This window comes from Streptomyces sp. NPDC037389 (assembly GCF_040636475.1).
GTDB lineage: Bacteria > Actinomycetota > Actinomycetes > Streptomycetales > Streptomycetaceae > Streptomyces > Streptomyces hesseae.
The window spans coordinates 358,804-383,435 of record NZ_JBEZUS010000008.1 but is presented as its reverse complement, the minus strand read 5'-3'; the positions used below and the strand labels follow the sequence as shown (position 1 = coordinate 383,435).

Genomic DNA, 24,632 nt, shown 5'->3' with positions numbered 1-24,632 from the left:
TCGCGAGATCGTCAGTGGCCTTCGTCGCCGTTGCCGGAGCCGTTGCCCGAGAGCACGGGGATCTCGTCGACGAGGTGCGACAGCGGGTCGTCGCCGTCGTTGATCGTGGAGTTGTCCGTGCACTGCTGCTGTTGCTGCGAGGTGAGGACCGGGATGTCCTGGACGTCGATGGGAACCGCCCCGAGGATGCCCTGGAGGTTGACCTTCCCGATGCCCAGGCAGAGCTTGTTGAGCGAGCCCTGGACCAGGCTCATCTGTGGGCTTTCCACGCCCCCGGTCGCGGTGTTGCCGTAGCCGGTCTTCGCACCGTTGGCGTTCGCGACGTCCTGGTCGTTGCCGATGGCCATCGCGGGGGTCGCGACGGCGCCGACGGCCGAGGCGGTCAAGGCCGCCGTGGCGAGAACCTTCTTGAGCACGTCAATGCCTTTCGATCGATCGATGTTTCCCTCCGGGAAGCGAACTGAGTAACTGCAAGTGAATGGGGAAGTTCCGGAGTTTCACTCATTCGCCCCAGCGAGTCATTTACCTTCCGGGGTATCCAACTCCTTTTGGGACGAGCCTTCCGGGGAAGTGGCGCCGGCCGCGTCACGGCTTCCGAAGTTCGCGCCGTTCCGGCTGGTAGCGTGCGCGACGCGGCGGGAACTCCGGCCGTCGGCCCGCTCGGACAGCGCCCCCACACGCCCGCGTCCGGGCGGGCTTGCCGGACGCCGGGGCGATTCCGCCGGCGCCGAGGCAGGAGGGTCCGTATGACCGTCGAATACGTCCGCTACCGCATCACCGAGCCCGACCGCCGCAGCGCCTTCGAGAAGGCGTACGCCGCGGCCGCCGAGCACCTCTACGCCGCACCCCAGTGCCTGGCGTACGAGCTGTCGCGCGGCGTGGAGGACCCGGAGCGCTACGTCCTGCGGATCGAGTGGACCTCGGTGAAGGACCACGAGGAGGGGTTCCGGCGCGGCGCGCACTTCCCGCCCTTCCTCGACGCGGTCCGGCCCTATACCGGGGACATCGAGGAGATGCGGCACTACGAGCGGACCCTGGTCGTCGACAAGCGCCGCGGCTGAACCGGCGCCCGCCCCACCCGGAGCGGCAGGTGCCGATTGTTAACGGCATGTGACGCGCGCCACCCCCGTACGGCGGCGTGATCACCCCCGGGGGCGTATACCCTTCGGGGTGTGAACCCGCTCGTCAAACGCCGCCACGTGGACTTCGTCCGTGTCACGAGCATGTCCTGTCGCCGGTCCGGCTGACCTTCACACCTTCGCGGCGCCCGCTTCCCGGGCGGCCGCCCCACGCGACTTCTCCGCGTTTCTCGTTTTCTTTGCTTTCTTCGCTTTTCCCTTATTCCTAGCCGCTCCCCGGTCCCGTCGCCGCCGCACACCCTGCGCCGGTCGCACGGGTCGTCCGGCCATCCCTGGACGCTCGCCGGGCCCTCACGCTGTGGACTTCTTATGAACAACGAGCTTCCGGTCATCGACCTCTCCGCCGCCTCCGCCGGACCCGAGGCGCGCGCCCGCCTCCACGAGGCCCTCCACGCCGCCGCCCGCGACGTCGGCTTCTTCCACCTGACCGGCCACGGCGTCACCGCCGAGGAGACCGCCGGCCTGATGCGCGCGATGCGCGCCTTCTTCGCCCTCCCCGAGGCCGACCGGCTCGCCATCAGCAACCTCAACTCCCCCCATTTCCGCGGCTACACCCGCACGGGCGACGAGCGCACCGGCGGCAGCCAGGACTGGCGCGACCAGCTGGACATAGGTGCCGAGCGCGCCGCCCGCGTCCTCGGCCCGGAGGACCCCGGCTACTGGTGGCTGGAGGGCCCCAACCAGTGGCCCGCCGGCCTGCCGGAGCTGCGCACCGCCGCCCTGGGCTGGGTCGAGCGGCTGAGCTCGGTCGCCGAGCGGCTGCTGCACGAGCTGCTGGCCGCCATCGGCGCCCCCGAGGACTTCTACGACGAGGCCTTCGCCGACCGCCCCCACCTCCACCTCAAGCTCGTCCGCTACCCCGGCAGCGCCCCCGACGGCGCGGGCCAGGGCGTGGGCGCCCACAAGGACTACGGCTTCCTGACCCTGCTCCTCCAGGACGAGGTCGGCGGCCTCCAGGTCGAGGGCCCCGACGGGGAGTTCATGGACGTGCCGCCGCTGCCGGGCGCCTTCGTGATCAACCTCGGCGAGCTGCTGGAGGTCGCCACCGACGGCTACCTCAAGGCCACCAACCACCGCGTGGTCAGCCCGCCCGGGAACCGGGAGCGCTTCTCCGTCCCGTTCTTCTACAACCCGCGGCTGGACGCCCGCATCGAGCCTGTGTCCTTCCCCCACGCGGACCGGGCGCCCGGCGTCACCCAGGACGCGGCCAACCCGCTCTTCGCCGAGTACGGCCGCAACGAGATCAAGGGCTGGCTGCGCGCCCACCCGGGCGTGGCCCGCAAGCACCACCCCGGCCTGCTGGAGGACGCCGGGACCCCCGTCGCCTGACCCCCGGAGGAACCCTCCCCCCCGGATCACTTCAAGGATTACCCTCTCCTTGATCAAGGATTGATCAAGTCGGGACGGGGAATCACCTCCGCAGTGGGCGCGGCGCGCCCCGGGGGAGCCACGGGGGGTAGGGGATGAGTACGGTGCTGGGCACCGGCGTCGGCTGGCGGCCGGAGATCGCCGGGGACATCGACCGGCTGCCGGGGGTCGACTGGGTGGAGGTCGTGGCGGAGAACGTCTGCCCCGGCCACCTCCCCGCCGCGCTCCGGCGGCTGCGCGCCCGGGGGACGACCGTCGTCCCGCACGGCGTCTCCCTGGGCCTGGGCGGCGCCGACCGGCCCGACCTGGCCCGGCTCGTCGCGCTCGCCGAGCTGGCCGAGGCCCTCGACGCCCCGCTGGTCAGCGAGCACATCGCCTTCGTCCGCGCCGGAGCCGCCCCGGGCGGGCCCGGCGCCGCCCCCCGGATCGAGGCCGGGCACCTGCTGCCCGTGCCCCGCACCCGCGACGCGCTGGACGTGCTCTGCGAGAACGTCCGCATCGCCCAGTCGGTGCTGCCCGTCCCGCTCGCGCTGGAGAACATCGCGGCCCTCCTCACCTGGCCCGGCGAGGAGCTCAGTGAGGGACGGTTCCTCGCCGAGCTGGTCGAGCGCACCGGCGTACGGCTCCTCGTCGACGTCGCCAACCTCCACACCAACCACGTCAACCGCGGCGAGGACCCCGCCACGGCCCTCGACGAACTCCCCCTCGACGCCCTCGCCTACGTGCATGTGGCGGGCGGCGTCGAACGCGACGGACTGTGGCACGACAGCCACGCCCACCCCGTCACCCGGCCCGTGCTGGACGTGCTCGCCGAGCTCTGCGACCGCGTCACCCCGCCCGGCGTCCTGCTGGAGCGCGACGACGACTTCCCCGAGGCCGGCGAACTGGCCGCCGAGCTCGACGCGATACGCGCCGTCGCCGCGGGGGCCCGCTGCCGTGGCTGACCCGACCACCGGCGGAGCGGCCCCCGGCGTGCGGGCCCCCGGCCGGGACACCGACGCCGCCCGGCAGCGGCTCGCCGAGGCCCAGTTCGCCCTGCTCTCCGTGCTCGTCGCGGACGCCCCGCCCCCGCCCGGCTTCGACCCGGAACGCCTGGACGTCCAGCGCCGCGCGCTGCTCGTCAAGCGCCTCGGCGTCGTCCGCAAGATCGCCCCGGACCTGGTGGAGATCCTCGCCGACGACTTCCGCGACCTCTTCCTCGGCTACGCCCGGGGCCGCCCCATGACGGACGGATACCGCCGGGACGCCCTGGACTTCACCCGCCACCTGCTGCGCACGGACGCCGTGACCGACCCGGACCGGGTCCGGCGGCTGACCGCGTGGTCGGCCGAACGGACCGGCCCCGCCGTACCGCCCCCGGGGCGCGTACGCCGCCGGGTGGCCGCCGTCCTGCGCCGTCTGCGCCCCGCGCGCTGACCGAAAGGCAACCACCTCATGATCTACGCCATTCTGGTGACGCTGTGCTGCGCGGCGCTGATCGTCGTGCCCTCCGTCACGCTGTCGCGCGTCCGGCGGCAGGCCCGCGGCCGGAACGTCCCGCCCCGGGCCGAGGACGTCCCGGACGTCCTGGGCGTGGCCCATCTGCTCGGCGGCGCCGAACGCGTCGCCGACACCGTCATCACCGCCATGCACGCCGACCAGCGCGTCACCGTGCGCGACGGCAAGGTGGGGGTGGTGGAGCCCACCGCGCGCAACGCCGTGGAACGCGCCCTGCTCGGGCGGTGCGGCGCCGACTGGAGCACGTCCCTGCGCACCATGCGCCGGGAGCTCCATCGCGATGTCACCGTCGACGCCATCAGCCGGTCCCTGGAGAAGCTGGACATGCTGCTGCCGCGGGGCTTCCAGTACCGCTGGCGGCGCGTGGCCCGCGCGCAGACGGCGGGGGTGGCCGTCGGGGCCGTCGCGGGTGTCGTCCTGCTCTTCCCGGCCGCCTTCCGGGTCATGGGCGTCGTCCTGCTGGTGCTCGCCCTGGCCGGGGCCCTGGTCCGGGTGGCGTGCGGCCCCCACGAGTCGTCCGATCCCCGAACCGACTTCGGGGAGCACCTCGCCCGAATGATCACCGCTGACACGTCCTGGAGCAGGACCTCCGCCGGGGCGCACCCCGGCGGGGCGGCGGGCGTCGTCGCCGTGCACGGCCGGCTCCGCGTGCCGGACAAGAAGCTCAGGGCCCAGCTGTCGGAGGCGGCCAGGGTACCGACGAGACGCCGCCGGGCCGCCTCCACGGGCCGCCGCGCCGGCAGGTTCTCGTCCACGTCATCGTCCTCCTCCTGGACGTCCACGACCGCCGCGACGTCCTCGTACTCCTGCGGAGGAACCGTCCTCGACACCGGCGGCGACAGCGGATCGAGCGATTCCGGCCACTCGGGGCACTCCGGGCACTCGGGCGGTCACAGCTGTTCGAGCGGCCACAGCTGCTCGTCCAGCAGCTGCTCCAGCTCCAGCTGCTCGTCCAGTAGCTGCTCCTGAGCGGCCCGCGTCGCGCCGGGCCCGCCCACTCCCGCCCGAGGACCCACATCAACGCTTTGACCTGCTTATTGATGTCTTGTCAATTGCCCGTCGACCACTCCAGGACTAGCGTCCGTCTCAATGAGTGGATACGGGGGGAACATGACAGGAATGGACGGTGGCGAACTTCGGTTCGCCGTGCTGGGCAGAATGCGCGCGTGGCGCGGCGATACGGCGCTGGAGCTCGGCTCCCCACAGCAACAGACATTTCTCGCCGAACTGTTGCTGCGCGAGGGACGGACGGCCTCGGCCGCCGAGATCGTGGATGCCTTGTGGGGTGAGGAAGTGCCGCCGCGCGCCGTGGGGACCGTCCGCACCTACGCCTCCCGGCTGCGCAGGCTGCTGGAGCCGGGGCGCGCCCCGGGCGCGGCGTCACGCGTCCTGGTGTCCGTCTCCGGCGGCTACGCCCTGCGGGTGCCCCGGGAGGCGCTGGACGCGGCCCGCTTCCAGGACCGGCTCGCCGCGGCCGCCCGCGCCCGGGCCACCGGGCTGCCCCACGAGGCCCGGGAGCTGCTGCGTTCCGCCCTGGCGCTGTGGAGCGACGAGCCGTTGCTCGGCCTCTCCGGGCCCTGCGTCCCCTCGCGCCGGGCGCACCTCTCCGACCAGCGGCTGATGGCCTTCGAGGCACGCCTCGAACTCGACCTGGAGCTCGGCGACCCGGACGCCGCCCTCCGCGAACTGGCGGACCTCGCCGCCCGGCATCCGTTGCACGAACGGCTCAGCGCGCTCCGCATCCTGGCCCTGCACCAGGGCGGCAGGCGCGCCGACGCGCTCGCCGTGTACGAGGAGACGCGCCGCGTCCTCGCCGAACGGATGGGCCTCGAACCAGGCCGGGAGCTCACCGAGGCCCGCCGGCGGCTACTGGTCGCCGATACCGACGCCGGTGACGACACCTGCCCCCACCACGCGCACGAGCCGGTCCGCCCCGCCCAGCTGCCCGGCGACCTCGCCGACTTCACCGGGCGGGCCGCCGCCGTCGAGGAGGTGTGCGCGGCGCTGGTCCCGGACGGGCCCCGGGGCGAGGTGACCGTGGTGGTCTCCGGCCCCGGCGGCGTGGGCAAGAGCGTCCTCGCCGTGCACGCCGCCCACCGGGTGCGCGAGCACTTCCCCGACGGCCAGCTCTACGCCGACCTGCGCGGCCCCGACGGGCGGCCAGCCCATCCCGCGACCGTGCTCGGCACCTTCCTGCGGGCGCTCGGCGTGGCCACGGCGGCCGTGCCCGACGGCGAGGCCGAACGCGCCGCACTGCTGCGCCGCCTGCTGGCCGACCGGCGGGTGCTGATGGTCCTGGACAACGCGGAGGACACCGGTCAGGCCCGCCCGTTCCTGCCCGCCGCGCCGGCCTGCGCCGTCCTCGTCACCAGCCGGGCCAAGCCCGCCGGGCTGCCCCACGCCCGGCTCACCGACCTCGGCGCGCTGACACCGGAGGAGGCCCGCGCCCTGCTGGCCCGCGTCGCGGGCGAGGACCGCGTGGCCGCCGAGCCACGGGCCGCCGCGGAGCTGGTCGAGGCCTGCGGGCTGTTGCCGGTCGCGGTCCGGATCGCGGCCGCCCGGCTCGCCGCCCGCCCGTCCTGGACGCTCGACGCCCTCCTGGAGCGGCTGGCCGACGACGCGCGGCGCCTCGCCGAGCTGAGGACCGCCGGGATGTCCGCCGAGGCGGCGCTCGCCCCGGCGTACGACCGGCTCGACGCCGGCCGGCGCCGGTCGCTGGCGCTGCTGGCCCTCGCCGAGGGGACCGGCTTCTCCTCGCACACGGCCGCGGCGCTCCTCGGCGTCCCGGAGGACGAGGCCGAGACGCTGTGCGAATCCCTCGTGGACGCCAGCCTCCTTCAGTCCCCGGCTCCCGGCCGCTACGGCTTCCACTGCCTGTTCCGGCTGCTCGTCCGGGAGCGCGCCGGGACGGCGCTGCCCCCGGCGGAGCGGGCGGCCGCCCTGCGGCGGCTCCTGGAGTCCGCCGTCGCCAGGGCCCGGGAGGTGACGGCACCCGGCGCTTCCGGCGACCGGTTCCTCGCCGAGGCCCCCGCCCTCCTCGCGGTGACGGAAGCCGCGGCGGACGCCGACACCGACACCGACGGTGTCGCCCTCGCCGTGGACCTGCTGCGCGCGCTGGAGGGCCTCCTCGTGTACGGGGTGCACGAGCGGGAGCTGGAGCGGGCGGCGCTGGAGGTGGCAGGGGCCGCGCTCGGGCTGGCCGACGGCCGGGGCGCCGGACGCGCGTACGCCGTCCTGGCCCGGGTCCACGCGAACGCGGACCGGTTCGAGGCGCTCGCCGAGGCCTGCCGCGAGGCGCTCGCCCTCAGCCGGGCGGCGGAGGACGCGCCGACCACGGCGGACTGCCTGGTGCTGCTGTCGCGCTACGCCCTGCGCAACGGCTGTCCGGGGGAGGCGTACGAGGCGCTGGCCGAGGCGCGGGCGGTCTACCGGGCCTGCGGCGACCGGTCCGGCGAGGCGGACGTGGCGGGGGCGCTGGCCGAGGCGCACCTCGCCCTCGGCCGGACGGACCACGCCCTCGCGGCGGCCGAGCTGTGCGTGGCCGTCCACCGCCGACGGGGCACCGGCCATCCGGTGGCGGCCGGGCTGTACCGCCTGGGCCGGGTGCTGGCGAGCGCCGGGCGGGCGGAGGAGGCCGCCGGGCGCTACGTCGAGGCCCTGGACCTCTTCCGGGGCCACGGCAACCGGCTGTGGGAGGGCCGTGCCCTGCTCCGGCTGGCGGAGGTCCTGCCGGACACCGGGCGCGACGCGGTGGCCGTCATCCACGCGGAACTGGCCGTGGCGGCGCTGGAGGAGGCGGGGGACGCCGACGGACGGTCCGCGGCACAGACGGCGCTCGACCGCGTCCTGGAGGGGTTCCGCGACGCGGGGCGCGCGGAGGCGCTGATCCCCTGAGCCACAAGGGGGCGTGGCCCCCGGGTGGGGGGGCGCGGGCGGGCGCCGCCCTCCGCGCCCCCGGGACCCCCGGGTGGCTGGAGTATCTCTTTCTTTCCCTTAAATGATACCCCTCCCCCTCCCCCGGGCCCCCCCCGGCGCGGGGGCCCCCCCCCCCGCACCCCCGGGTCCTCCAACGCCGGACCGGCTGTTTTCAGCCGGTCCGGCGTTCGAGGACACCGCGCGTCAGCGCGGAACGGGCTTCCTACTTCTTCAGCGCCTTGGTGATGTCGTCGATGACGACATCACTGGCGAGCGGGCCGCCACGCGTGGACCAGACCGAACCGTTCACGGTCACGGCGTGGTTCTTCTTCACCGCGTTCAGGTCCTTGTACGCGGGCTTCTCCTGGACGTCCTTGAGGGCCTTCTCGCCGTCCGAGGTCAGCGTGGAGAGGAACAGCCAGTCGCCGTCGATCTCGCTGATCTTCTCAAGGCTGAGCGCCGGGGTGTGGGCGTTGCCGTCCTTGTCCTGCGTCTTGGGGCGCTTGAGGCCCATGTCCAGGGCGACGCCGCTGGCGAACTGCTTCTTCTCCATCCAGCTGGGGCCGTCCGGGTTCCAGCGGACGATGGAGACCTCGGCGCCCTTGTTCTCGCCGAGCTCCTCGCCGGCCTTCTTGGCCTTGGCCTCGTAGTCGGCGATGACCTTGTTGGCCTTGTCCAGGCCGTTGACGGCGTTGGCGACGCCCCGGAAGGACAGCTTCCAGTCGTCGGCCGGGGCCATGGTGACCAGGGTGGCCGGGGTGATCTCGCGGAGCTGCTTGAGGACGTTCTGGTCCTGCATGTCACCAGCGAGGATCAGGTCGGGCTTGGCCGCGAGGACCTTGTCCATCACCGGCTGGAGCAGGTTGCCGACGACGTTGATGCCCTTGACCTTGTCCTCCAGGTAGGCCGGGGGCTTGTTCAGGCCCTGGCCGTTGGTGATGCCCACCGGCTTGATGCCGAGCGCCAGCACCGCGTCCAGGTCCTCCTGGGTGAGGGTCACGACACGCTTGGGGTGGGTGGGCACCTTGACGGCCGTGCCGGTCGCGTCCTTGATCATGCGCGTCTCGCCACCCGACGCCGCCGCCTCGTCCTTCGTCTTGTCCGAGCCCGAGTCCGAGTCGGAGCCACAGCCGGTGAGCAGCAGCGCGGCCGCACCCACAGCGGCGAGAGCCTGCGCCGCGCGGCGCGGGGCGGACTGGAGGAGGCGGTTGGGCGAGGTCATCAGATGCTCCGGACGTTGGAATACGAGAAGAAGGCGCCGTACGGGATCACTCCCGCCGGACAAGCTGGATATTAGGTTAGCCTTACCTTAAAGTCACCTCGCCGGGTGGGTCCCCTTCCGGGCAGCGGCCGGCACAGCGAAGCGGCCCGCCGGGACGGCGGGCCGCGGAATCCGTTCGCTGCCGGGAGGCCTCCGCTATTCCTGACGGAGGAACAGCAGCCTGGCGAGCACCCCCGCCCGGCGCGACTCCGACGGGATCCCGTCCTCCGCGCCCGGGGAAGCGTCCGAACGCTCCTCGACGACGACGGGGGCGGGCTCCGGCTCGGGAGCGGGACGGTGGGCGCGATAGGCCTCGGCGCGCACATAGGCGCCGAGAGCGCGCGCGGAATCGATGCGCATGGCGTCACTCCTGGGTCTGAACTGCCGGCCTGCCGGGACGAGCCCGGGTGTCAGCGACGCCCCGCCCGCTCGCGCGCAGGCGGCGAGGGCGGGGCGTGGCCGTGCTCAGCAGCGCAGAACGGAATGCTGCGCGTGACCCGCGGCGACGGTGTCGCCGGGCCGCGACGGAACTCCGCCGCCGGGGAGCCCCCCGGTCCCCCCGGCGGACGACGTGAAGGCCGGCGGGTAGACGAGCCTGCCCGCCGGCCGCCCGACCCTCCCCGGACGTGGCACACGCTGCTCGGGCGCGCAGGCGACGCACTCATCGGACGAGTCGTCGGACAGCGAGGCGGAGGCGAGGGTCTCCTCACGGACGGAGACGCGCTCCATCCCGGCGGACGCCGACCCGGTCAGCACCAGCAGCAGGGAGGCCAGCACGGCGACCGCAGCCCGCAGCACGGGCTGCGGTACCGCTGTGCGACCCCACATCGACATACACCAAGCGTAGATTCCAGGTCACCCCGGGTGCATTCCGTCGATCGGGTGAGATTGCGAAGTCGAGTGTGAAATTCCTGGACATCTCCGGCCCGACCATACGACTGAATGCCCGGACGCGACCTGGCCGAAATCCCTCCCTTCCCCTCACGTCATCTCAACTGCCGCTCAACTCACAGGACATCGCGGCAGTCCTGGGGAGTGTCCGCATTCGCGTACGAGAGGCACAGAAGATGACCGCACGGTCCATACGCAGAGCACTTACCGGGTTCGTGGTGGCCGCGACGGCCGCCGGCGCCCTCACCGCCACGGCCCCGGCGGCCTCCGCCGCGCCCGGCCCGGAGCGCGGCCACCGCGCGACCCAGGAGCTGATGGACGCCGAAGTCAAGGCGGGCGTACCCGGCGTCCTCGGACAGGCCCGGGAGAGACTTCAGGACAAGATCCTCACCTGGAACGGGTCCTCCGGCGTCGCCGACCTGAACAGCCACCGGCCCCGGCTCCCCGAGGACCGGTTCCGCGTCGGCAGCATCAGCAAGGTCTTCGCCTCGGTCGTCCTCCTCCAGCTGGAGGCCGAGGGCAGGCTGAGCCTCGACGACACCGTGGAGAGCAGGCTGCCGGGCGTCCTGCGCGGCCACGACGGCCACGACGGCCGCGACGTCACCATCCGTCAGCTGCTCAACCACAGCAGCGGGATCTACAACTACACCGAGGACCCCGGCTTCAAGGAGTACATCTCCACGGAGTTCATGGAGCGCCGCTTCGAGACGCGCACCCCGCGCGAACTCGTGGACGTGGCCCTGCGGCACGACCCCTACTTCGCGCCGGGCAAGGGCTTCCACTACTCCAACACCAACTACATCCTCGCCGGGATGATCGTCGAGAAGGTCACCGGGCGCTCCTACGCCACCGAGATCACCCAGCGCGTCATCCACCGCGCCGGTCTGCGCTCCACCACGTACCCCGGCACCTCCTCCGCGATGCCCAACCCGCACGGACGCGCCTACAGCAAGCTCTTCAAGGAGGAACCGGACGCGAAGACCTACGACGTCACCGAGCTCAACCCCTCCTGGGGCGGGGCGGCCGGCGCGATCATCTCCACCACCGGCGACCTCAACCGCCTCTACAGCGCGCTGCTGGGCGGCAAGCTCCTGCCCCAGAAGCAGCAGCGCGAACTGCTGACCACCGTCCCCATGGGCGAGGGCTCGCAGGGCCGCTACGGGCTCGGCATCCTCACGGCCACCCTGTCCTGCGGCGTGACCGTCTGGACCCACAGCGGCGGCATCCACGGCTCCACCTCCCTGGTCGTCTCCGACGAGAAGGGCACCCATACCGCCGCGTTCAACTACAACGGCGACTGGCGCGCCGACCTGCCCGGCCTGGTCCAGGCCGAGTACTGCGGCCCGGCCAAGCCCACCGGTGCCGCGCGCGACACCCTGAACAAGCTCACCTCGCTGCGCTGACGCGTGCTCCGGATCTCCGGCGCGGGCCGGGGCCGGTGAGGTGTAATACGAGCGGACCGTGCCCGGTTCCCCGGACACGGTCCGCCTTCTCGACTTTCTCGATCACCCGACAGGCTTTCTCGACAGGTTTCTCTCGACGGAAGGAGCGGCCGTGGAACGACCCGACCGGGAGCGGGAGGAGTCGGCGGCCCGGCAGGCGGCCGCGCAGCTCACCGCGCAGGGCGTCCACGGCGTCGCCCTCGCCTGGGTGGACAACGCGGGGATCTCCCGCGTCAAGACCGTCCCCACGAACCGGCTCGCGCACGCCGCCCGCTGGGGCGTGGGCATGTCGCCCTGCTTCGACGTCTTCCTCGTCGACGACTCCAGCGTCACCAGCCCGCACATCGGCGGCCCCGACGGGGACCTGCGGCTCTTCCCCGACCTGGACCGGCTGATCGTGCTGGCCGCCCGGCCCGGCTGGGCCTGGGCGCCCGCCGACCGCTACGAGCAGCACGGCGGCCCGTACGCCGCCTGCCAGCGGCTGTTCGCGCGCCGGGCGACCGAGGCGGCGGCCGCCCGGGGGCTGCGGCTGCGCATGGGGTTCGAGACCGAGTGGGTCGTGGCGCGGGCGGGCGCGGAGGGCCCCGGGCCGGCCTACGCCTGTTCCGGGCCGGCCTACGGGATGGCGCGGGTGACCGAGCTGTCCGGCTATCTCGGCGACATCCTCGACGCCCTGGCCGCCCAGCGCGTCGACGTCCTCCAGCTCCACCCCGAGTACTCGCCGGGACAGTTCGAGGTGTCGGTCGCCGCGGCGGACCCCGTGGGCGCCGCCGATCTCGCCATGCTCGTCCGGGAGACGATCCGGGCCGTGTCCCTGACCCATGGCCTCGACGCACTCTTCGGGCCCGTCGTCGAGCCGGACGGCGTGGGCAACGGCGCCCATCTCCACCTCAGCCTCTGGGAGGACGACCGCTCTCTCTGCTCGGGCGGGGACGGCCCGTACGGCATGACGCGGGAGTGCGAGGCGTTCCTCGCCGGGATCCTCGCGGAGCTCCCCGCGCTGCTGGCCCTGGGCGCGCCGTCGCCCGCGAGCTATCTGCGGCTCGCGCCCTCGCGGTGGGCGGGCGCGTTCCAGTGCTGGGGCCTGGAGAACCGGGAGGCCGCGCTGCGCTTCATCACCGGTTCCCCGGACGCCCCCGGGGCGGCCAACGCCGAGGTCAAGTGCTTCGACCCGGCGGCCAACCCCTATCTGGCCGTCGGCGCGGTCGTCACCGCCGGGCTGGCCGGCCTGGACACCGGGCTCACCCTGCCCCCGCCGGTGAACGGCGATCCGGCGGCCACGGGCGTCGCGCCGCGCCTGCCCGCGTCGCTGGGCGAGGCGGTGGAGCACTTCGAGCGCTCGGGGCTGCTGCGCGACGCACTCGGCGACGCGCTGTTCGAGGCCGTCGTGGCCGTCCGCAAGGGGGAGGTGAAGCTGTTCGACGGCGTCCCGCCGGAGGAGATCGCGGCGGCCACCCGGGGACGGTACTGAGATGTCCGCCCTGTGGCTGCCCCCGCTGGTGGACCAGCACTGCCACGGCGTGGCGCGCGGCGACCTCACGGACGCCGGCTTCGAGGCGTGGCTCACCGAGTCGGACGCGGCCGCCGCGCCCGGCACCAGTTTCTTCGACTCCCAGCTCGGCTTCGCCGTGCGCCGCTGGTGCCCCGCCCTGCTGGACCTGGAGCCGCACGCCCCGCCCCGGCGCTATCTCGACCGCCGCCGCGAGCTGGGCGCGGCCGAGGCCACCCGGCGGCTGCTGGGCGCGACCGGCATCGGCGCCTATGTGGTGGACACCGGGATACCGGGCGACCTGACGACGCCTCAGGAGCTGGCGGCGGCCGGCGGGGGCGTCCCGTGCCATGAGGTCGTCCGCCTGGAGTCGCTGGCGGAGGGGCTCGCCGACCGCGCCGACGGCACGGCCGCCTTCCTGGACACCCTGGACCGGTCGGTGACGGACGCGGCCCGTACGGTCGTGGGCTTCAAGTCGCTGGCCGCCTACCGGCACGGGCTGGACCTGCCTCCCGAGCGGCCCCGGCCGGCCGAGGTGCGCACGGCCGCGGACCGGTGGCTGGTCACCCGTGCCCCCGGCGACCGGCTGACCGACCCCGTGCTGCTGCGCCATCTGCTGTGGTCGGCCGCCGGCACCGGGCTGCCGCTCCAGATCCACACCGGCCTCGGCGATCCCGACCTGCGGCTGCACCGCAGCGACCCGCTGCTGCTCACCGACTTCATCCGGGCGGTGCGCCCCACCGGCTGCACCGTGGTCCTGCTGCACTGCTATCCGTACCACCGCGGCGCCGCCTATCTCGCGGCCGTCTTCCCGCACGTCTACGCCGACGTGGGGCTGACCCTCTCGCACATCGGCGCGCGGGCCGAGGCCGTGCTGGCGGAGATGCTGGAGCTGACGCCGTTCGGCAAGCTGCTCTTCTCGACCGACGCCTACGGGCTCGCGGAGCTCTATGTCGTGGGCGCGGAGCTCTTCCGGCGGGCGCTCGTCCGGCTGGTGACGGGGTGGGTGCGGGAGGGCGCCTGGCCGGCCGCGGACGCGGAACGGGTCGCGGCCCTGGTCTCGGCGGACAACGCCCGGCGCGTGTACGGCCTGAAGGCCCCCGGGGTGACGGAATCGGCCGGCTAGGCAGTGCCCCGAAGAGGCGCGGGGAACCGCGCGACCAGCCACGACGCACCCGCAGACGGCTCACCGGACTTCCAGCGGAGCGCCTAGGCGCGGAGGTCACCGGGAACGAGACGGACCACCCCGTATGTCTGTACGACACGCCCGGTCGCCGACGCGCCGCGGCGTATGTCCCGTCCGGTGTCCACCCGCCGGAGTCGTTCCGGCGCGTGGTCCTCCTGCGGTAGGCGGCCGTCGGTCCGCGGCCGCATCGGGTTCCCGCCATACGGAGAGGACAATTTCGCTACTCTGGGCGGTCGAGCCGCCGACGCGGGGAGGACCCATGACCACCGGACCGTGGAGCATCGAGCGCATCCGCGACGCTCTCGGCAGCCCCGACCTCTCCCGACGCTTCACCGCCGAGATCGGCCGGGCCCCGGCGCACGAGATGCTGACCGTCTTCGCGAAGTGGCAGGGCATCGCCGAGCGCACGCTCGCCGCCGTCGAGCGTGGCCGACAGGCGGCGGCCGCCGAGGCGGCGGGCGGCGAGGTCCCGGGCGAGTGGATCGACATCACCCAGAAGGTCCAGGAGGACGCCGCCCTCGTTCGCGCCCACGGGACCCCCTGCGGCTGAGAACCTGGAGCGGTGTACGCGCTCAAGTACGACGCCACGATAGCCGCCGTCTGGGACTCCCTCCCGCCGTCGGTGAGCGCACGGCTCAGCGACGTCCTCGCCTCGGCCTGCACGGACCCCTTCACGGTGACCGTCCCGTACGGCGAGGACGACGGGATCATGCGGATGCTCGTGCTGGACGAGGTCCTCGTCGTCATCTACCTGGGGCACCAGACGAAGACCCTGCACATCTATCAGATCGACTATCTCGGCTGACCCGGCCGCGCCAGGCCGGCCAGCACCCCGGCGGCCCGGTCGAGTTCGTCCTCGGTGTTGTAGTAGTGCGGGGAGAGCCGTACCAGCGGGTGGACGTCCCGTCCCTCGGTCCGCGCCTGGTCGGGCGAGGTCAGGCTCACATTGATCCCGTGCCGGGTCAGCGTGTCCTTGACCTCGTCCGAGGGCACGCCGTCCACCCGGGCGGTGACGATGGCGCACCGCTCGCGGCCCTGGTCGTACGTGGTGACGCCCGGCAGCGCGTCGAGCCGCTCCCGCAGCGCCGCGCCCAGGGCGAGGGTCCGTTCGCCGGTCACGGCCGGGCCGAGCTCCAGGGCCTGGCGGACCGCGCTGCCCAGGCCGAGGACGGCGGCGTAGTTCATCTCGAACGTCGTGAACCGCCGCGTCCCCTCCCGCCAGGTGAAGCCGCCCTTGTCGTCCCAGGCGGCCGCGGTGGACTCGTTGACGTGGGGTTCGAGGTGCTCCAGCGTCTCGGGGCGCACCCACAGGAATCCGGTGCCGCGCGGTCCGCGCAGGAATTTACGGCCGGTCGCGACGAGCATGTCGCAGCCGATCCTGCGGACGTCGACGGGGAACTGGCCGACCGACTGGGTGGCGTCCAGCAGGAACGGCACCCCGGCCCGGCGGGTGATCCGGCCGATGTCCGCGACCGGGTTGACCAGGCCGCCGCCGGTGGGGACGTGGGTGACGCCGACCAGCCGGACGCGCTCGTCGATGAGCTTCTCCAGGGCGGCGGTGTCCAGTTGCCCGTGCTCGTCGTCCGGGACCACGACGACCTCGGCGCCGGTGCGCCGGGCGATCTGGAGATAGGCCAGCATGTTGCTGCCGTACTCGGCGTGCCCGGTCAGGATCCGGTCGCCGGGCCGGAAGGAGAGCGCGTAGAACGCGGCATGCCAGGCGTGGGTCGCGTTGTCGAACAGCGCCACCTCCCCGGGGCGTCCGCCGATGAGTCCGGCGACGGCGGCGGGGACCGCCTCGATGGCGTCGAGCCGCTCGGTCGCGGCCTCGTAGCCGCCGATACGGGCCTCCAGTTCGAGGTGGGCGGTCACGGTCTCCAGGGTCCGGCGGGAGAGCAGGGCGGCGCCGGCGTTGTTCAGATGGGCCCGGTGGGCGCAGCCGGGGGTGCCGGCGCGCAGTGCGGTGATGTCCATGACGTGCGGTCCTCCTGAGGGAGAGGGTTCGTCCGGCCGGTCGGCTCAGGCCCCACTTTTCCTTGGGGGGTGGCACTGGTACCACCCCCGGAACGGATAGCAGCGGGATCGATCATGTACCTGGCGAACGCGAATATCGATGGTGTCACCGCAATCGCGCAGGAGGATCCGATGTCCGCAACCGCTACGTCCCGTCGTCGTAAGGCGTCCGCCGTCTCGGCCGCCGTGGTGGCGGCCCTCGCCGTCTCCGTCCTTCCGGCGGCCGCCGCCCAGGCCCACCCCCACCCGGCCGCCATGGCCGCGCCGTCCGTGCCGTCCCGCTACGCCGGCCAGAAGCTCGACTGGCGGCCGTGCCAGGGGGACCCGTCGCTGGAGTGCGCGACGATGGCCGTCCCGCGCGACTGGCACCACCCGGACGCCGGCCCGGACCTCACCATCGCGGTCTCGCGTCACAAGGCGGCCGACCCGGCCAAGCGGCGCGGGGTGCTGATGATGGCCGCGGGCGGCCCGGGCGGCCAGGGGCTGCTGAGGCCGGGGAACTTCGCCAAGGCATCGCCCTCGGTGGCCGCCTCGTACGACGTGGTGAGCTTCGACCAGCGCGGCGTCGGACGCAGCACCCACGCGGTGTGCCAGACCGACGCGGAGTTCCCGGCCCTCATGTCCGGCGACTCCCGGGACCGCTCCCCCGCCGCGGTCCAGGGCGTGCTGGAGCGCTCGCGCACGTTCGTGAACGACTGCCGGGAGCGCAGCGGCGGTCTGCTGCCCTACCTGACCACCGAGCAGACGGTCCGTGACATGGACCTCTACCGCACGCTGCTCGGGGCGCCGAAGATCTCGTACTACGGGGCCTCGTACGCCACGACGGTCGGCGCCTACTACGCCACCCTCTTCCCCCAGCGCGTCGAGCGCGCCGTCCTCGACAGCAACATCGGCTTCGACAGCACGATGGAGCGGTGGATGACGGGTCAGCCGAAGAGCTTCCAGCGCCGCTTCGAGCAGGACTTCCTGCCGTGGCTGGCCAAGTACGACAGCGTCTACCACTACGGGCGCACGGTCGCCGAGGCGAAGGCGAACTGGGAGCGCCGGCGCGCGGCCCTCCACGACCACCCGCTGGACCTCGGCTCGGCGGTCCTCGACCCCAACCTGTTCGACGCCGGCACCAGCTCGGCGATCTACAAGGCGACCCAGGGCTTCCCCGCGCTGGCGGGGGCGCTCGCGGCGCTCGACCACTGGGACACCGCGACGCAGCAGGAGAAGGGGCTCGTCGGGCAGCTCTTCGGCCACTACCCCGATCCGGGCTTCTTCGCCGAGTACTTCTCGGTGACCTGCAACGACACCGCGTGGGACCGTGACATCGACCACTGGATCGCGCGGAGCGGCAAGGACACCGTGAACCTGCCGCTGCTGGGCGCCCGCGAGCTCACGTTCGCCTCCGTGTGCGCGTACTGGCCGAAGTCGGGGGCGCCCGAGGTGAAGGTGACCGGCGCGGGGCTGCCGGCCACCCTGATGGTCAACTCCACGCACGACCCGGCCACGTACTACGAGGGCGCGCTCAAGGCCCACCGCGCGCTGCGCGGCTCGCGCCTGGTCACCGTCACCGGCGACGGCGACCACGGCCAGTACCAGAACGGCAACGCCTGCGTGGACGGCGCCGTCGACGCCTACCTCCTCGACGGCGTGGTGCCGAAGCGGGATCTGACGTGCCCGGCCAAGCCGCTCCCCGTCCCCGCCGGGGCGGCCGGATAGCGCCGTGCCGTATCCGGTGCGGGGGGCCTGTCGTTGAGTCGGCAGGGCGGCGGCAGGAAGGCCGGGAGATGCGCATCCAGATCATCACAGCGGGCACGATGGGCTCGGTCGCCCCCTACACCGGTCTCGGTCACCGGCTGTTCGCCGAGGGCCATGACGTGGAGATCGTCACCCACGCGAAGTTCGCGGACGTGGTGGCCTGCTGCGGGCTGCGGATGCGTGCGCTGGCGGCGGACCCGTTCGAGGAGCTGCTGGACGCGCACGCCCGGCTGCGGGGCGGCCTCCGGGCGCCGCTGGCGGGGGTGCGGTTCGTCCGGGCCACCGAGCGGGCCGCGGTCTCCCTCGTCGACGGGATCCTCGCCGGTGTCGACCTCAAGGCCGACCTGGTCCTGCTCTCGGCCATCACGGCGCCGCTGGGCCGGGTGGTGGCGGACTACCACGCCCTGCCGAGCATGGGCGTCTTCCTCCAGCCCGACACCCCCACCTCCGCGTTCTCCCCGTGCACGACGGCCTGGCGCCCCCCGGGGCACGCCAACCGGCTGCGCGGCCATGTGGCGAACGCGCTGCTGGACGCGGTCTACGCCACCGCCAACCGGGAGCTGCACACCCGGCTCGGGCTGGCCCACCGGGGCACCCACCGGCTGCGCGTGGCGCGGGAGCGCGCCGGATGGCCCATCTGGCACGGCTTCAGCCCCTCGGTGGTGCCCCGCCCGGCCGACTGGCGGCCCGGGCTGGGCGTGGCGGGCTACTGGTGGCCGCACGAGTGCGCGGACTGGCAGCCCCCGGCGCTGGTCACGGACTTCCTCGCGGCCGGCCCGCCGCCGGTGTTCGTGGGCTTCGGCAGCATGATGCCCGGCGACCCCGGGCGGCTGGCCGGGCTGACGGCCGAGGCGCTGCGCCGGGCGGGGCTGCGGGGGGTGGTGCAGTCCGGCTGGGCCGGGCTGTCCGTGCTGAACGACGACGTCATCACCGTCGGCCCGATCCCGCACGGCTGGCTGATGCCGCGCATGGCGGCCGTGGTGCACCACGCGGGCGCCGGGACGTCGGCGGCCGGGCTGCGCGCCGGGGTGCCGGCGGTGCCGGTGCCGGTCCTCACCGACCAGCCGTGGTGGGCCGAGCGGCTGACGCGGCTGGGCGTGAGCCCGGGCGTGCTGCCGTTCGCCCGGCTGACCGCCGACCGGCTGGCCGCCGCCCTGCGCCGGGCCACGGGCGAGCCCCGCTTCGCCCGGCGCGCCACCGAACTGGCGGCCAGGCTGGGGCTGGAGGACGGGGCGGGGGCCGTGGCCCGCGCGGTCGCGGAGCGCGGCCGGTGAGCGGCCGGCTCCCTCGGGGGGACAACGCGCGCCGACGGCCGCCGGGCCGGGCCGCCTTCGGACGAGGAGACCTGTGACACCGCACCCCCATCCCACCGGCCTCGCCCTCGGCGCGCCGGCCGCCGGGCACCCGTCCGGCAGCGCCATGCCGCCGTTGGACGCCTGGATGCACCGGGACCAGAGCAGCGGGACGATCTGCCTGACCTGGTGCCTCGTCGCCTGGTTCCAGGGCTCGCCGCCGTCCCTCGCGGACCTGCGTGACCGGGTCCGGCGGCGGTGGGGGCGCTACGAGCGGCTGCGCCTGACGCCCGGTACGCCGGGCGACGCGCCGGACGCGTGGCCGCGGTGGACGCCGGGGCCGGACTTCTCCCCCGAGCACCACGTCGTGGCGTCCCCCGCGCCGGACGGGCTGGAGGTCCGGGCCGCCCAGCTGCTCGCCCAGCCCCTCGGCCCGGCCCGGCCGCCGTGGCAGCTCCATCTGCTGCCGACGGACGAGGGGTTCGCCCTGCTGCTGCGCACTCACCACGCCCTGCTGGACGGGGTGTCCGCCATCACGCTGCTGCGCGCCCTGCTCGACGCGCCGACGGCCGTGCCCGGGCCCCGCGCCCGGCCCACAGCCGGCCGGGCGGACGCGGGCGCCCCGCCCCGCTTCGCGCTGACCCGCGCCTTGGCGGACGTACTGCCCCGGGCCCGGCCACTGCCGTTCCACGGGCCGGTGGACTCCCGGCGGGCGGTGGGCTGGAGCCGGGTGCCGATGGCCGAGGTGACCACGGCCCGGGACGCCCTTCCCTCGGGACGAGCGTCCGCCAACGCGGTCTTCCTCGCCGCGACGGCCGGCGCGCTGCGCGCGGCGGGCGCCACCGGGCGGCTGCCGTGGCTGCCGGGGGTGTGCGCCATGGTCCCCGTCGACGTACGGGACGGCGACGGCCCGGAGGTCCTCGGCAACCACTACGCCACGGTCCGCGTGCCGCTCCCGGCGCACGACGACCCCCGGCGGCGGCTGGCGGCCGTCGACCGCTTCACCCGGCGGGCGGAGTTCAAGCGCCGGGCACGGGCCCAGGCGCTCCTGGTGTCGTCGCGGCCCCGGAAGCACGGGCCGCTGGGCGACGCCCTCGGCCGTTACGCGAACTCGCCCCTGTACTCCTCGTTGCTGTGCAGCAGCGTGGCGACCCACGCGAGCGGTCTGGGCATCGGCCCGGCCCGGCTCGTCGGTATCGGCGGGCTGCCGCCGCTGGGACCGGAGCGCGCGCTGGCGGTGACCATGTTCCTCCACGACACGCAGGCGGTGGTGGCCGCGGTCACCGATCACGGCCACCAGCGGTTGGCGGAACGGCTGCCGTCCCTCATCCGGGCGGAGATCCACGCGATGCGGCCATGAAGGCGGGTCATGACCCGTACGGCCGACCGTCCGTTACAGCGCCCCGCACGGCATATGGGCAGTAACGTCCCCCCATTGGCCGTCGTTCCTCTGATGAAGGCCCCCCACGAACGGAGACCGGCCGTGCCGACGCGTACCGCCCTCTTGGAAGAGGTCATCCCGCTCACCCTCGACGGTTACGCGTACAGCGGCCGGGTCGTCCACCAGCCGGACGCCAGAATCGCGCCCATCGTCTTCGTGGGCGGGGCGTTCCAGTACCAGAACGCCTGGGGGCGGCTGGAGCAGGGATGTCTGGAGGCGGCCAGCGTCATCACGGTGGACCTCCCCGGCTGGGGCGGCGCGGACCGGCTGCCCGCCCGCTTCGGTTTCGACTTCCTCGCGGAGGCACTGGACCAGTTGCTGTCCAAGGTCGCGCCGTACCCCGTGAACGTCTTCGGGGCCTCCTACGGAAGCGCGGTCGCCTACCAGTGGGCCAGGGAGCACCCCGAGCGGGCAGGGCGGATCGCCCTGTTCGGCACGATGTCGCATCTGACGCCCGCCGCGCGCGCCCGGGTGCGGAGAACGCTCGAACTGGCGGACCAGGACCGGCACGAGGAGTTCGTGCAGTGCGTCCTGGAGGGCATGATGTGCACCTCGCCTCGGATCACCGTCTCCCGCCGGGCCACCGTCGCCCGCTGTCTCACCCGGGCCCTGCGGGACATGTCGGCGGACGACCTGACCAAGTACCGCGACAACTCCCTGCGTCTGCTGGCGAACGCGGCACTGCCCGCCGGCCCCCCGGTGCGGGTGCCGGTGCTGGTGGCGACGGGCGAGCACGATCCGCTGAGCACCCCGGTGCTGAGCCGGGCGGCGGCCGCGCGCTGCGCGGACGCCCGGTTCACCACGTTCAAGGAGGCCGACCACCTGCTGCACCTGGAGTGCCCGACGGCGGTGGTCGACCTGCTGACCCGCTTCTTCTCCGGTGACTCCCTGGACGGGCTGGACTACTGCCATCCGGTGGAGTATCTGCGGCACCGGCCGCGGGCCGTTCCGGCGCCGCGCCCGCCGAAGGAGCGCTGAGCCGGTCCGGCCCCCGAGAACGATCGCGGGCCGGACCTCCGACGCTCCCGGAATCAGTCCTCGTGAGCGCCCTTGGGCAGCTTGCGCAGCGTCATCCTCGTGTTGGCGTGGAACGCGTAGTCCAGCATTTTCGCGGCGTCCGGATAACGGCCCACGGCGTCGTTGAGAATGACGCCGACGACCGTGCGGCCCTTTTGCGTGGCGGCGAATACGAGGCAGGGCCCGGCCGCCTGGGTCGACCCGGTCTTCACACCGACGACGCCCCGGTAGGAACCGAGGAGTTTATTGGTGTTGTACCAGGTGTAGAGGCGATTCACATTCGTCGCCTTCTGCTGGGCGTTCAGCGACCGGACCACCGAACCGAGCGTCGCGTTGCGCAGCGCGTGCCCGGCGAGCAGGGCGAGGTCGTGCGGGGTGCCGTAGTTCTCGCCGGTGCCGGAGATCCCGTCGAACGAGTCGTAATGGGTGTTGCGCATTCCCAGTTCGCGGGCCTTGGCGTTCATGGCGGCGACGAAGGACCCGGTGCGCTCCTCCTCCGTGTCCCCGCTGCCGAAGGTGTCGGCGAGGGCGTAGGCGGCGTCGCAGCCGGAGGGCAGCATCAGCGCGTAGAGCAGCTGGCGTACGGTCAGTTTGTCGCCGGTGCGCAGGTCGGCGGTGCTGGCGCCGGTCCGGGCCACGTAGTCGCGGTAGGACTGCTTGACGGGGACCTCCCGGCTCAGCTCGCCGGCGTGCTCGTCGAGGACGACCACGGCTGTCATGATCTTGGTGGTGCTGGCCATCTGCCGCCGGGTGTCGGCCTCCTTGCTCCACAGCGGGCGGCCCGTGCCGCCGTCGAGCAGATAGGCGCCCTTGGCGCCGATTCCCGCCGGTCCGCCCGCCGCCTCGGCGGTGGCCGACGGGAGGGCGAGCGCCACGGCCGCGACCGACGCGGTCAGCGCCGCTCCCCAGCGGCGCGGCCGTGCGTCGCGTCCCCCATATCGCTGCATAGAGTCTCCAGATTTCCTCAACAGATCGGATCGGGGCGTGCGCATGGTCGCACCCGGCACCGCGCCGGAGGAAATCCATTCACTCTTCAGTGAATACAGTCGGATGATCACCCGAGAGTCGAACGTATTTATTTACGGAAAGAGGGGGAGGGCCCATGGCCCGCGCCATGGACACTCCCCCTCTTCAGGGCCTGGAAAACCCGCTCGGACAGAGCCGCTCAGATAGAGCAGACGCCCTTCGCGTGGTCGACCGTCGCGGTCGCCTGCGAGTACGTCCACTCGGGGTCGAGCAGCTGCGTCTCCAGCTGCTTCGCCGCCTCCGGGTTCTCGACGATGTAGCCGAAGTCCTGGAGCCAGGAGGGATAGAGGTTCTTCGAGCCGATGTAGAAGGCGGAGCTGTCCACGGACACCAGCTTGTGGTGGAGGGCGTAGGGGTGGCCCTCGGCCCACTTGGCGCTGTCCGAGCTGCGGAAGGTGGCCAGCTGGAGGTTGGCGCACATCGCGGCCTTCGCCTTCTGCTGATCACCCGTCACCAGAGCGAGGCGGCCGCGGAGCGTGTCGCTGATCTCGGCGAGGGACTTGATCTGCGAGTAGCCGCCGCTGCCGACCGCGCCGCGGTTGGCCGGGTCGCTGACGACGATGCGGACCTTCACGCCGGCCGCGAGCTTGGCGGCGAGCTGGTCGTAGAGCCGGATGTCGTAGCGGGCGATGGGCGGGCAGGTGGCGTTGAGGTCCTGCTGGGAGATGACGACGCTGCGCTCGGCGCTGGCCACCAGGGCGCGCAGGGCGCTCTCCTCGGGGTTGACCGTGTCGTAGTCACGGTCGGCGTTGGTCTTGTCCGGCAGGCCGACGACGCACTTGGTGTCGGGGGCGGTCGGCAGCTGGGGCCGGAACGCGGAGGACGGGTCGGAGTCCTTGATGCCGACACCCAGGCCGCCGACCGCGATCACGGGGACGTTCCCGGTGCGCGGGGCGGAGGCCGGGTTGGCGTCCTTCTCCATCGTGGGCATGCAGTCGCCGCCCGACGAGGTGAACCAGACGCTGGCGACGTTGCTCTTGTTCCGGCACGTCCACGTCCACAGCGTGTCCAGATAGCGGCCGGCGGAGGTGGCGGCGGGTCCGGTGAGGGCCATGTCCACGTCGGTCACCGGGTGTTCGGTGCCGACGTAGTCGCCCTGCCAGCTGTTGATGCCACCGGCGATGGCCGAAGCGCCGTCCACGACGAGCAGCTTGGAGTGGTTCCACGAGAAGCTGGTCTTGGAGGTGGTCATCGAGGCGACGTTCAGCGTGATGCTGTCGGCCGCCTTGCCGAGCCGGGCCTTGAGGTCGTCCCGGTACTTCGACGGCAGGACGTTGAGGTGGTAGACCGGCGCGGCCCCGACCAGCACCCGGACCTTCAGCTTGTTCCCGGAGGCGACGGCGGCCTTGAGGCCGGCGGCTATCGCGTCCTGGAACGCGCCGTCGGGGAAGGGCGCGAGGGTGGAGATGTCCACCGTGCGCTTCGCCTGGGAGATGTTCTCCGTCATCTTCGCCAGCAGCCGCTTGGTTCCGGGGCGGTCGGCGCACTTGTCGTCGCCCCAGCAGCCGGGGGTCTGGAGCAGCCAGCCCGCCGGGTCATCGGCGGAGGCGTCCAGCCTGTTGCCCTCGGTGCGCTGCCAGACGTCGCCCTCGAGGCCGGGCGAGACCTCGCGCAGTGCCTTCTCCACGGCGTCGAGGTGCGGGGTCGCGGAGGAGGCCGCGAAGGCGGGGGTCGCCGGCAGGGCGGCGAGGGCGACGGCCGAGACCGCCGCGCAGGAGGCAAGACGGTGTAAACGGCGGAGCCGGTGGCGAAGCATTGGTGCGCCCTTCAACAAGTAATGATTCCGTGAACGGAAGGTCAACGGATGATCAACGCGCAGAAACTATCAGCTCTTCGGACGCGTACATCTCACGTATGACATGCCCTTCGGCCACCAGCCCTCAGAGGTACGCCGGACCGGCTCGCGGAT

General features: G+C 73.3%; 20 protein-coding genes and 1 pseudogene. 14 read left to right on the top strand and 7 right to left on the bottom strand.

Annotated elements, in window-relative coordinates:
- Positions 1 to 11: 11 nt before the first annotated feature.
- Positions 12 to 416: a rodlin gene (locus tag AB0E98_RS20490; RefSeq protein ID WP_361704447.1), complete on the bottom strand. Its 405-nt coding sequence runs from the start codon at positions 414 to 416 to the stop codon at positions 12 to 14.
- A gap of 330 nt (positions 417 to 746) precedes the next feature.
- On the opposite strand from AB0E98_RS20490, the gene AB0E98_RS20485 reads away from it, so the two are divergent.
- The 5 genes and pseudogenes from AB0E98_RS20485 to AB0E98_RS20465 all read left to right on the top strand — a co-directional run bounded on the left by AB0E98_RS20485 (position 747) and on the right by AB0E98_RS20465 (position 7,898).
- Positions 747 to 1,061 (top strand): antibiotic biosynthesis monooxygenase, encoded by a 315-nt coding sequence (locus AB0E98_RS20485; protein WP_361704444.1) that lies wholly within the window; start codon positions 747 to 749, stop codon positions 1,059 to 1,061.
- 387 nt (positions 1,062 to 1,448) lie between these two features.
- Positions 1,449 to 2,468, top strand: coding sequence for a 2-oxoglutarate and iron-dependent oxygenase domain-containing protein (locus tag AB0E98_RS20480; protein WP_361704441.1), 1,020 nt, complete (start codon positions 1,449 to 1,451; stop codon positions 2,466 to 2,468).
- 134 nt (positions 2,469 to 2,602) lie between these two features.
- Positions 2,603 to 3,923, top strand: a pseudogene (locus AB0E98_RS20475) (DUF692 domain-containing protein).
- 18 nt (positions 3,924 to 3,941) lie between these two features.
- Positions 3,942 to 4,973, top strand: coding sequence for a TIGR04222 domain-containing membrane protein (locus AB0E98_RS20470; protein WP_361704438.1), 1,032 nt, complete (start codon positions 3,942 to 3,944; stop codon positions 4,971 to 4,973).
- Between the two features lie 141 nt (positions 4,974 to 5,114).
- Entirely contained in the window at positions 5,115 to 7,898 is a 2,784-nt protein-coding gene (locus AB0E98_RS20465) for an AfsR/SARP family transcriptional regulator (protein ID WP_361704435.1), read from the top strand.
- A 244-nt stretch (positions 7,899 to 8,142) separates the two neighbouring features.
- Here the strand turns inward: AB0E98_RS20465 and AB0E98_RS20460 are convergent, their stop codons facing one another.
- From AB0E98_RS20460 to AB0E98_RS20450, 3 genes are all read right to left on the bottom strand, one after another.
- Positions 8,143 to 9,141 carry an iron-siderophore ABC transporter substrate-binding protein gene (locus tag AB0E98_RS20460; RefSeq protein ID WP_361704432.1) on the bottom strand — a complete coding sequence of 333 codons (999 nt, stop codon included), beginning with the start codon at positions 9,139 to 9,141 and terminating at the stop codon, positions 8,143 to 8,145.
- 195 nt (positions 9,142 to 9,336) lie between these two features.
- On the bottom strand, positions 9,337 to 9,540 hold the full coding sequence (locus tag AB0E98_RS20455) for a hypothetical protein (RefSeq protein WP_361704429.1): 204 nt from the start codon (positions 9,538 to 9,540) through the stop codon (positions 9,337 to 9,339).
- A 105-nt stretch (positions 9,541 to 9,645) separates the two neighbouring features.
- Entirely contained in the window at positions 9,646 to 10,014 is a 369-nt protein-coding gene (locus AB0E98_RS20450; RefSeq protein WP_361704426.1) for a hypothetical protein, read from the bottom strand.
- A 233-nt stretch (positions 10,015 to 10,247) separates the two neighbouring features.
- Between AB0E98_RS20450 and AB0E98_RS20445 the strand changes: the two genes are divergently transcribed.
- The 5 genes from AB0E98_RS20445 (at position 10,248) to AB0E98_RS20425 (ending at position 14,993) form a co-directional block, all read left to right on the top strand.
- On the top strand, positions 10,248 to 11,474 hold the full coding sequence (locus tag AB0E98_RS20445) for a serine hydrolase domain-containing protein (RefSeq protein ID WP_361704423.1): 1,227 nt from the start codon (positions 10,248 to 10,250) through the stop codon (positions 11,472 to 11,474).
- A 151-nt stretch (positions 11,475 to 11,625) separates the two neighbouring features.
- Complete coding sequence (locus AB0E98_RS20440) at positions 11,626 to 12,984, top strand: glutamine synthetase family protein (protein ID WP_361704420.1); 1,359 nt, start codon at positions 11,626 to 11,628, stop codon at positions 12,982 to 12,984.
- A 1-nt stretch (position 12,985) separates the two neighbouring features.
- Positions 12,986 to 14,128 carry an amidohydrolase family protein gene (locus AB0E98_RS20435; RefSeq protein WP_361704418.1) on the top strand — a complete coding sequence of 381 codons (1,143 nt, stop codon included), beginning with the start codon at positions 12,986 to 12,988 and terminating at the stop codon, positions 14,126 to 14,128.
- A 319-nt stretch (positions 14,129 to 14,447) separates the two neighbouring features.
- On the top strand, positions 14,448 to 14,738 hold the full coding sequence (locus tag AB0E98_RS20430) for a hypothetical protein (RefSeq protein ID WP_361704416.1): 291 nt from the start codon (positions 14,448 to 14,450) through the stop codon (positions 14,736 to 14,738).
- A 12-nt stretch (positions 14,739 to 14,750) separates the two neighbouring features.
- Entirely contained in the window at positions 14,751 to 14,993 is a 243-nt protein-coding gene (locus AB0E98_RS20425) for a hypothetical protein (RefSeq protein ID WP_126917194.1), read from the top strand.
- On the opposite strand, the gene AB0E98_RS20420 is transcribed toward AB0E98_RS20425, so the two are convergent.
- Complete coding sequence (locus AB0E98_RS20420) at positions 14,981 to 16,162, bottom strand: aminotransferase class V-fold PLP-dependent enzyme (RefSeq protein WP_361704414.1); 1,182 nt, start codon at positions 16,160 to 16,162, stop codon at positions 14,981 to 14,983. The two genes, AB0E98_RS20425 and AB0E98_RS20420, sit on opposite strands and share 13 nt — an antisense overlap.
- A 171-nt stretch (positions 16,163 to 16,333) precedes the next feature.
- Between AB0E98_RS20420 and AB0E98_RS20415 the strand changes: the two genes are divergently transcribed.
- From AB0E98_RS20415 to AB0E98_RS20400, 4 genes are all read left to right on the top strand, one after another.
- Positions 16,334 to 17,908, top strand: coding sequence for an alpha/beta hydrolase (locus AB0E98_RS20415; RefSeq protein ID WP_361704412.1), 1,575 nt, complete (start codon positions 16,334 to 16,336; stop codon positions 17,906 to 17,908).
- A 68-nt stretch (positions 17,909 to 17,976) separates the two neighbouring features.
- Positions 17,977 to 19,221 (top strand): glycosyltransferase, encoded by a 1,245-nt coding sequence (locus AB0E98_RS20410; protein ID WP_361704409.1) that lies wholly within the window; start codon positions 17,977 to 17,979, stop codon positions 19,219 to 19,221.
- Between the two features lie 73 nt (positions 19,222 to 19,294).
- A complete protein-coding gene (locus AB0E98_RS20405) occupies positions 19,295 to 20,599 on the top strand; it encodes a wax ester/triacylglycerol synthase domain-containing protein (protein ID WP_361704406.1) in 1,305 nt (434 codons plus the stop codon).
- A 123-nt stretch (positions 20,600 to 20,722) separates the two neighbouring features.
- Positions 20,723 to 21,658 (top strand): alpha/beta hydrolase, encoded by a 936-nt coding sequence (locus AB0E98_RS20400; protein ID WP_361704404.1) that lies wholly within the window; start codon positions 20,723 to 20,725, stop codon positions 21,656 to 21,658.
- Positions 21,659 to 21,711: 53 nt separating this feature from the next.
- On the opposite strand, the gene AB0E98_RS20395 is transcribed toward AB0E98_RS20400, so the two are convergent.
- Together AB0E98_RS20395 and AB0E98_RS20390 are read right to left on the bottom strand one after the other, a co-directional pair.
- On the bottom strand, positions 21,712 to 22,644 hold the full coding sequence (locus AB0E98_RS20395; RefSeq protein WP_361704401.1) for a serine hydrolase: 933 nt from the start codon (positions 22,642 to 22,644) through the stop codon (positions 21,712 to 21,714).
- Positions 22,645 to 22,862: 218 nt separating this feature from the next.
- Positions 22,863 to 24,479, bottom strand: a complete 1,617-nt coding sequence (locus AB0E98_RS20390; protein WP_361704398.1) for a phospholipase D-like domain-containing protein — start codon at positions 24,477 to 24,479, stop codon at positions 22,863 to 22,865.
- Between the last annotated feature and the right edge of the window lie 153 nt (positions 24,480 to 24,632).

Bases quoted from the DNA above. Each gene is read 5' to 3' on its own strand.
- AB0E98_RS20485 (WP_361704444.1), top strand. From the start codon at position 747: ATGACCGTCGAATACGTCCGCTACCGCATCACCGAGCCCGACCGCCGC.
- AB0E98_RS20480 (WP_361704441.1), top strand. From the start codon at position 1,449: ATGAACAACGAGCTTCCGGTCATCGACCTCTCCGCCGCCTCCGCCGGA.
- AB0E98_RS20470 (WP_361704438.1), top strand. From the start codon at position 3,942: ATGATCTACGCCATTCTGGTGACGCTGTGCTGCGCGGCGCTGATCGTC.
- AB0E98_RS20465 (WP_361704435.1), top strand. From the start codon at position 5,115: ATGACAGGAATGGACGGTGGCGAACTTCGGTTCGCCGTGCTGGGCAGA.
- AB0E98_RS20460 (WP_361704432.1), bottom strand. From the start codon at position 9,141: ATGACCTCGCCCAACCGCCTCCTCCAGTCCGCCCCGCGCCGCGCGGCG.
- AB0E98_RS20455 (WP_361704429.1), bottom strand. From the start codon at position 9,540: ATGCGCATCGATTCCGCGCGCGCTCTCGGCGCCTATGTGCGCGCCGAG.
- AB0E98_RS20450 (WP_361704426.1), bottom strand. From the start codon at position 10,014: ATGTCGATGTGGGGTCGCACAGCGGTACCGCAGCCCGTGCTGCGGGCT.
- AB0E98_RS20445 (WP_361704423.1), top strand. From the start codon at position 10,248: ATGACCGCACGGTCCATACGCAGAGCACTTACCGGGTTCGTGGTGGCC.
- AB0E98_RS20435 (WP_361704418.1), top strand. From the start codon at position 12,986: ATGTCCGCCCTGTGGCTGCCCCCGCTGGTGGACCAGCACTGCCACGGC.
- AB0E98_RS20430 (WP_361704416.1), top strand. From the start codon at position 14,448: ATGACCACCGGACCGTGGAGCATCGAGCGCATCCGCGACGCTCTCGGC.
- AB0E98_RS20420 (WP_361704414.1), bottom strand. From the start codon at position 16,162: ATGGACATCACCGCACTGCGCGCCGGCACCCCCGGCTGCGCCCACCGG.
- AB0E98_RS20415 (WP_361704412.1), top strand. From the start codon at position 16,334: ATGTCCGCAACCGCTACGTCCCGTCGTCGTAAGGCGTCCGCCGTCTCG.
- AB0E98_RS20410 (WP_361704409.1), top strand. From the start codon at position 17,977: ATGCGCATCCAGATCATCACAGCGGGCACGATGGGCTCGGTCGCCCCC.
- AB0E98_RS20395 (WP_361704401.1), bottom strand. From the start codon at position 22,644: ATGCAGCGATATGGGGGACGCGACGCACGGCCGCGCCGCTGGGGAGCG.
- AB0E98_RS20390 (WP_361704398.1), bottom strand. From the start codon at position 24,479: ATGCTTCGCCACCGGCTCCGCCGTTTACACCGTCTTGCCTCCTGCGCG.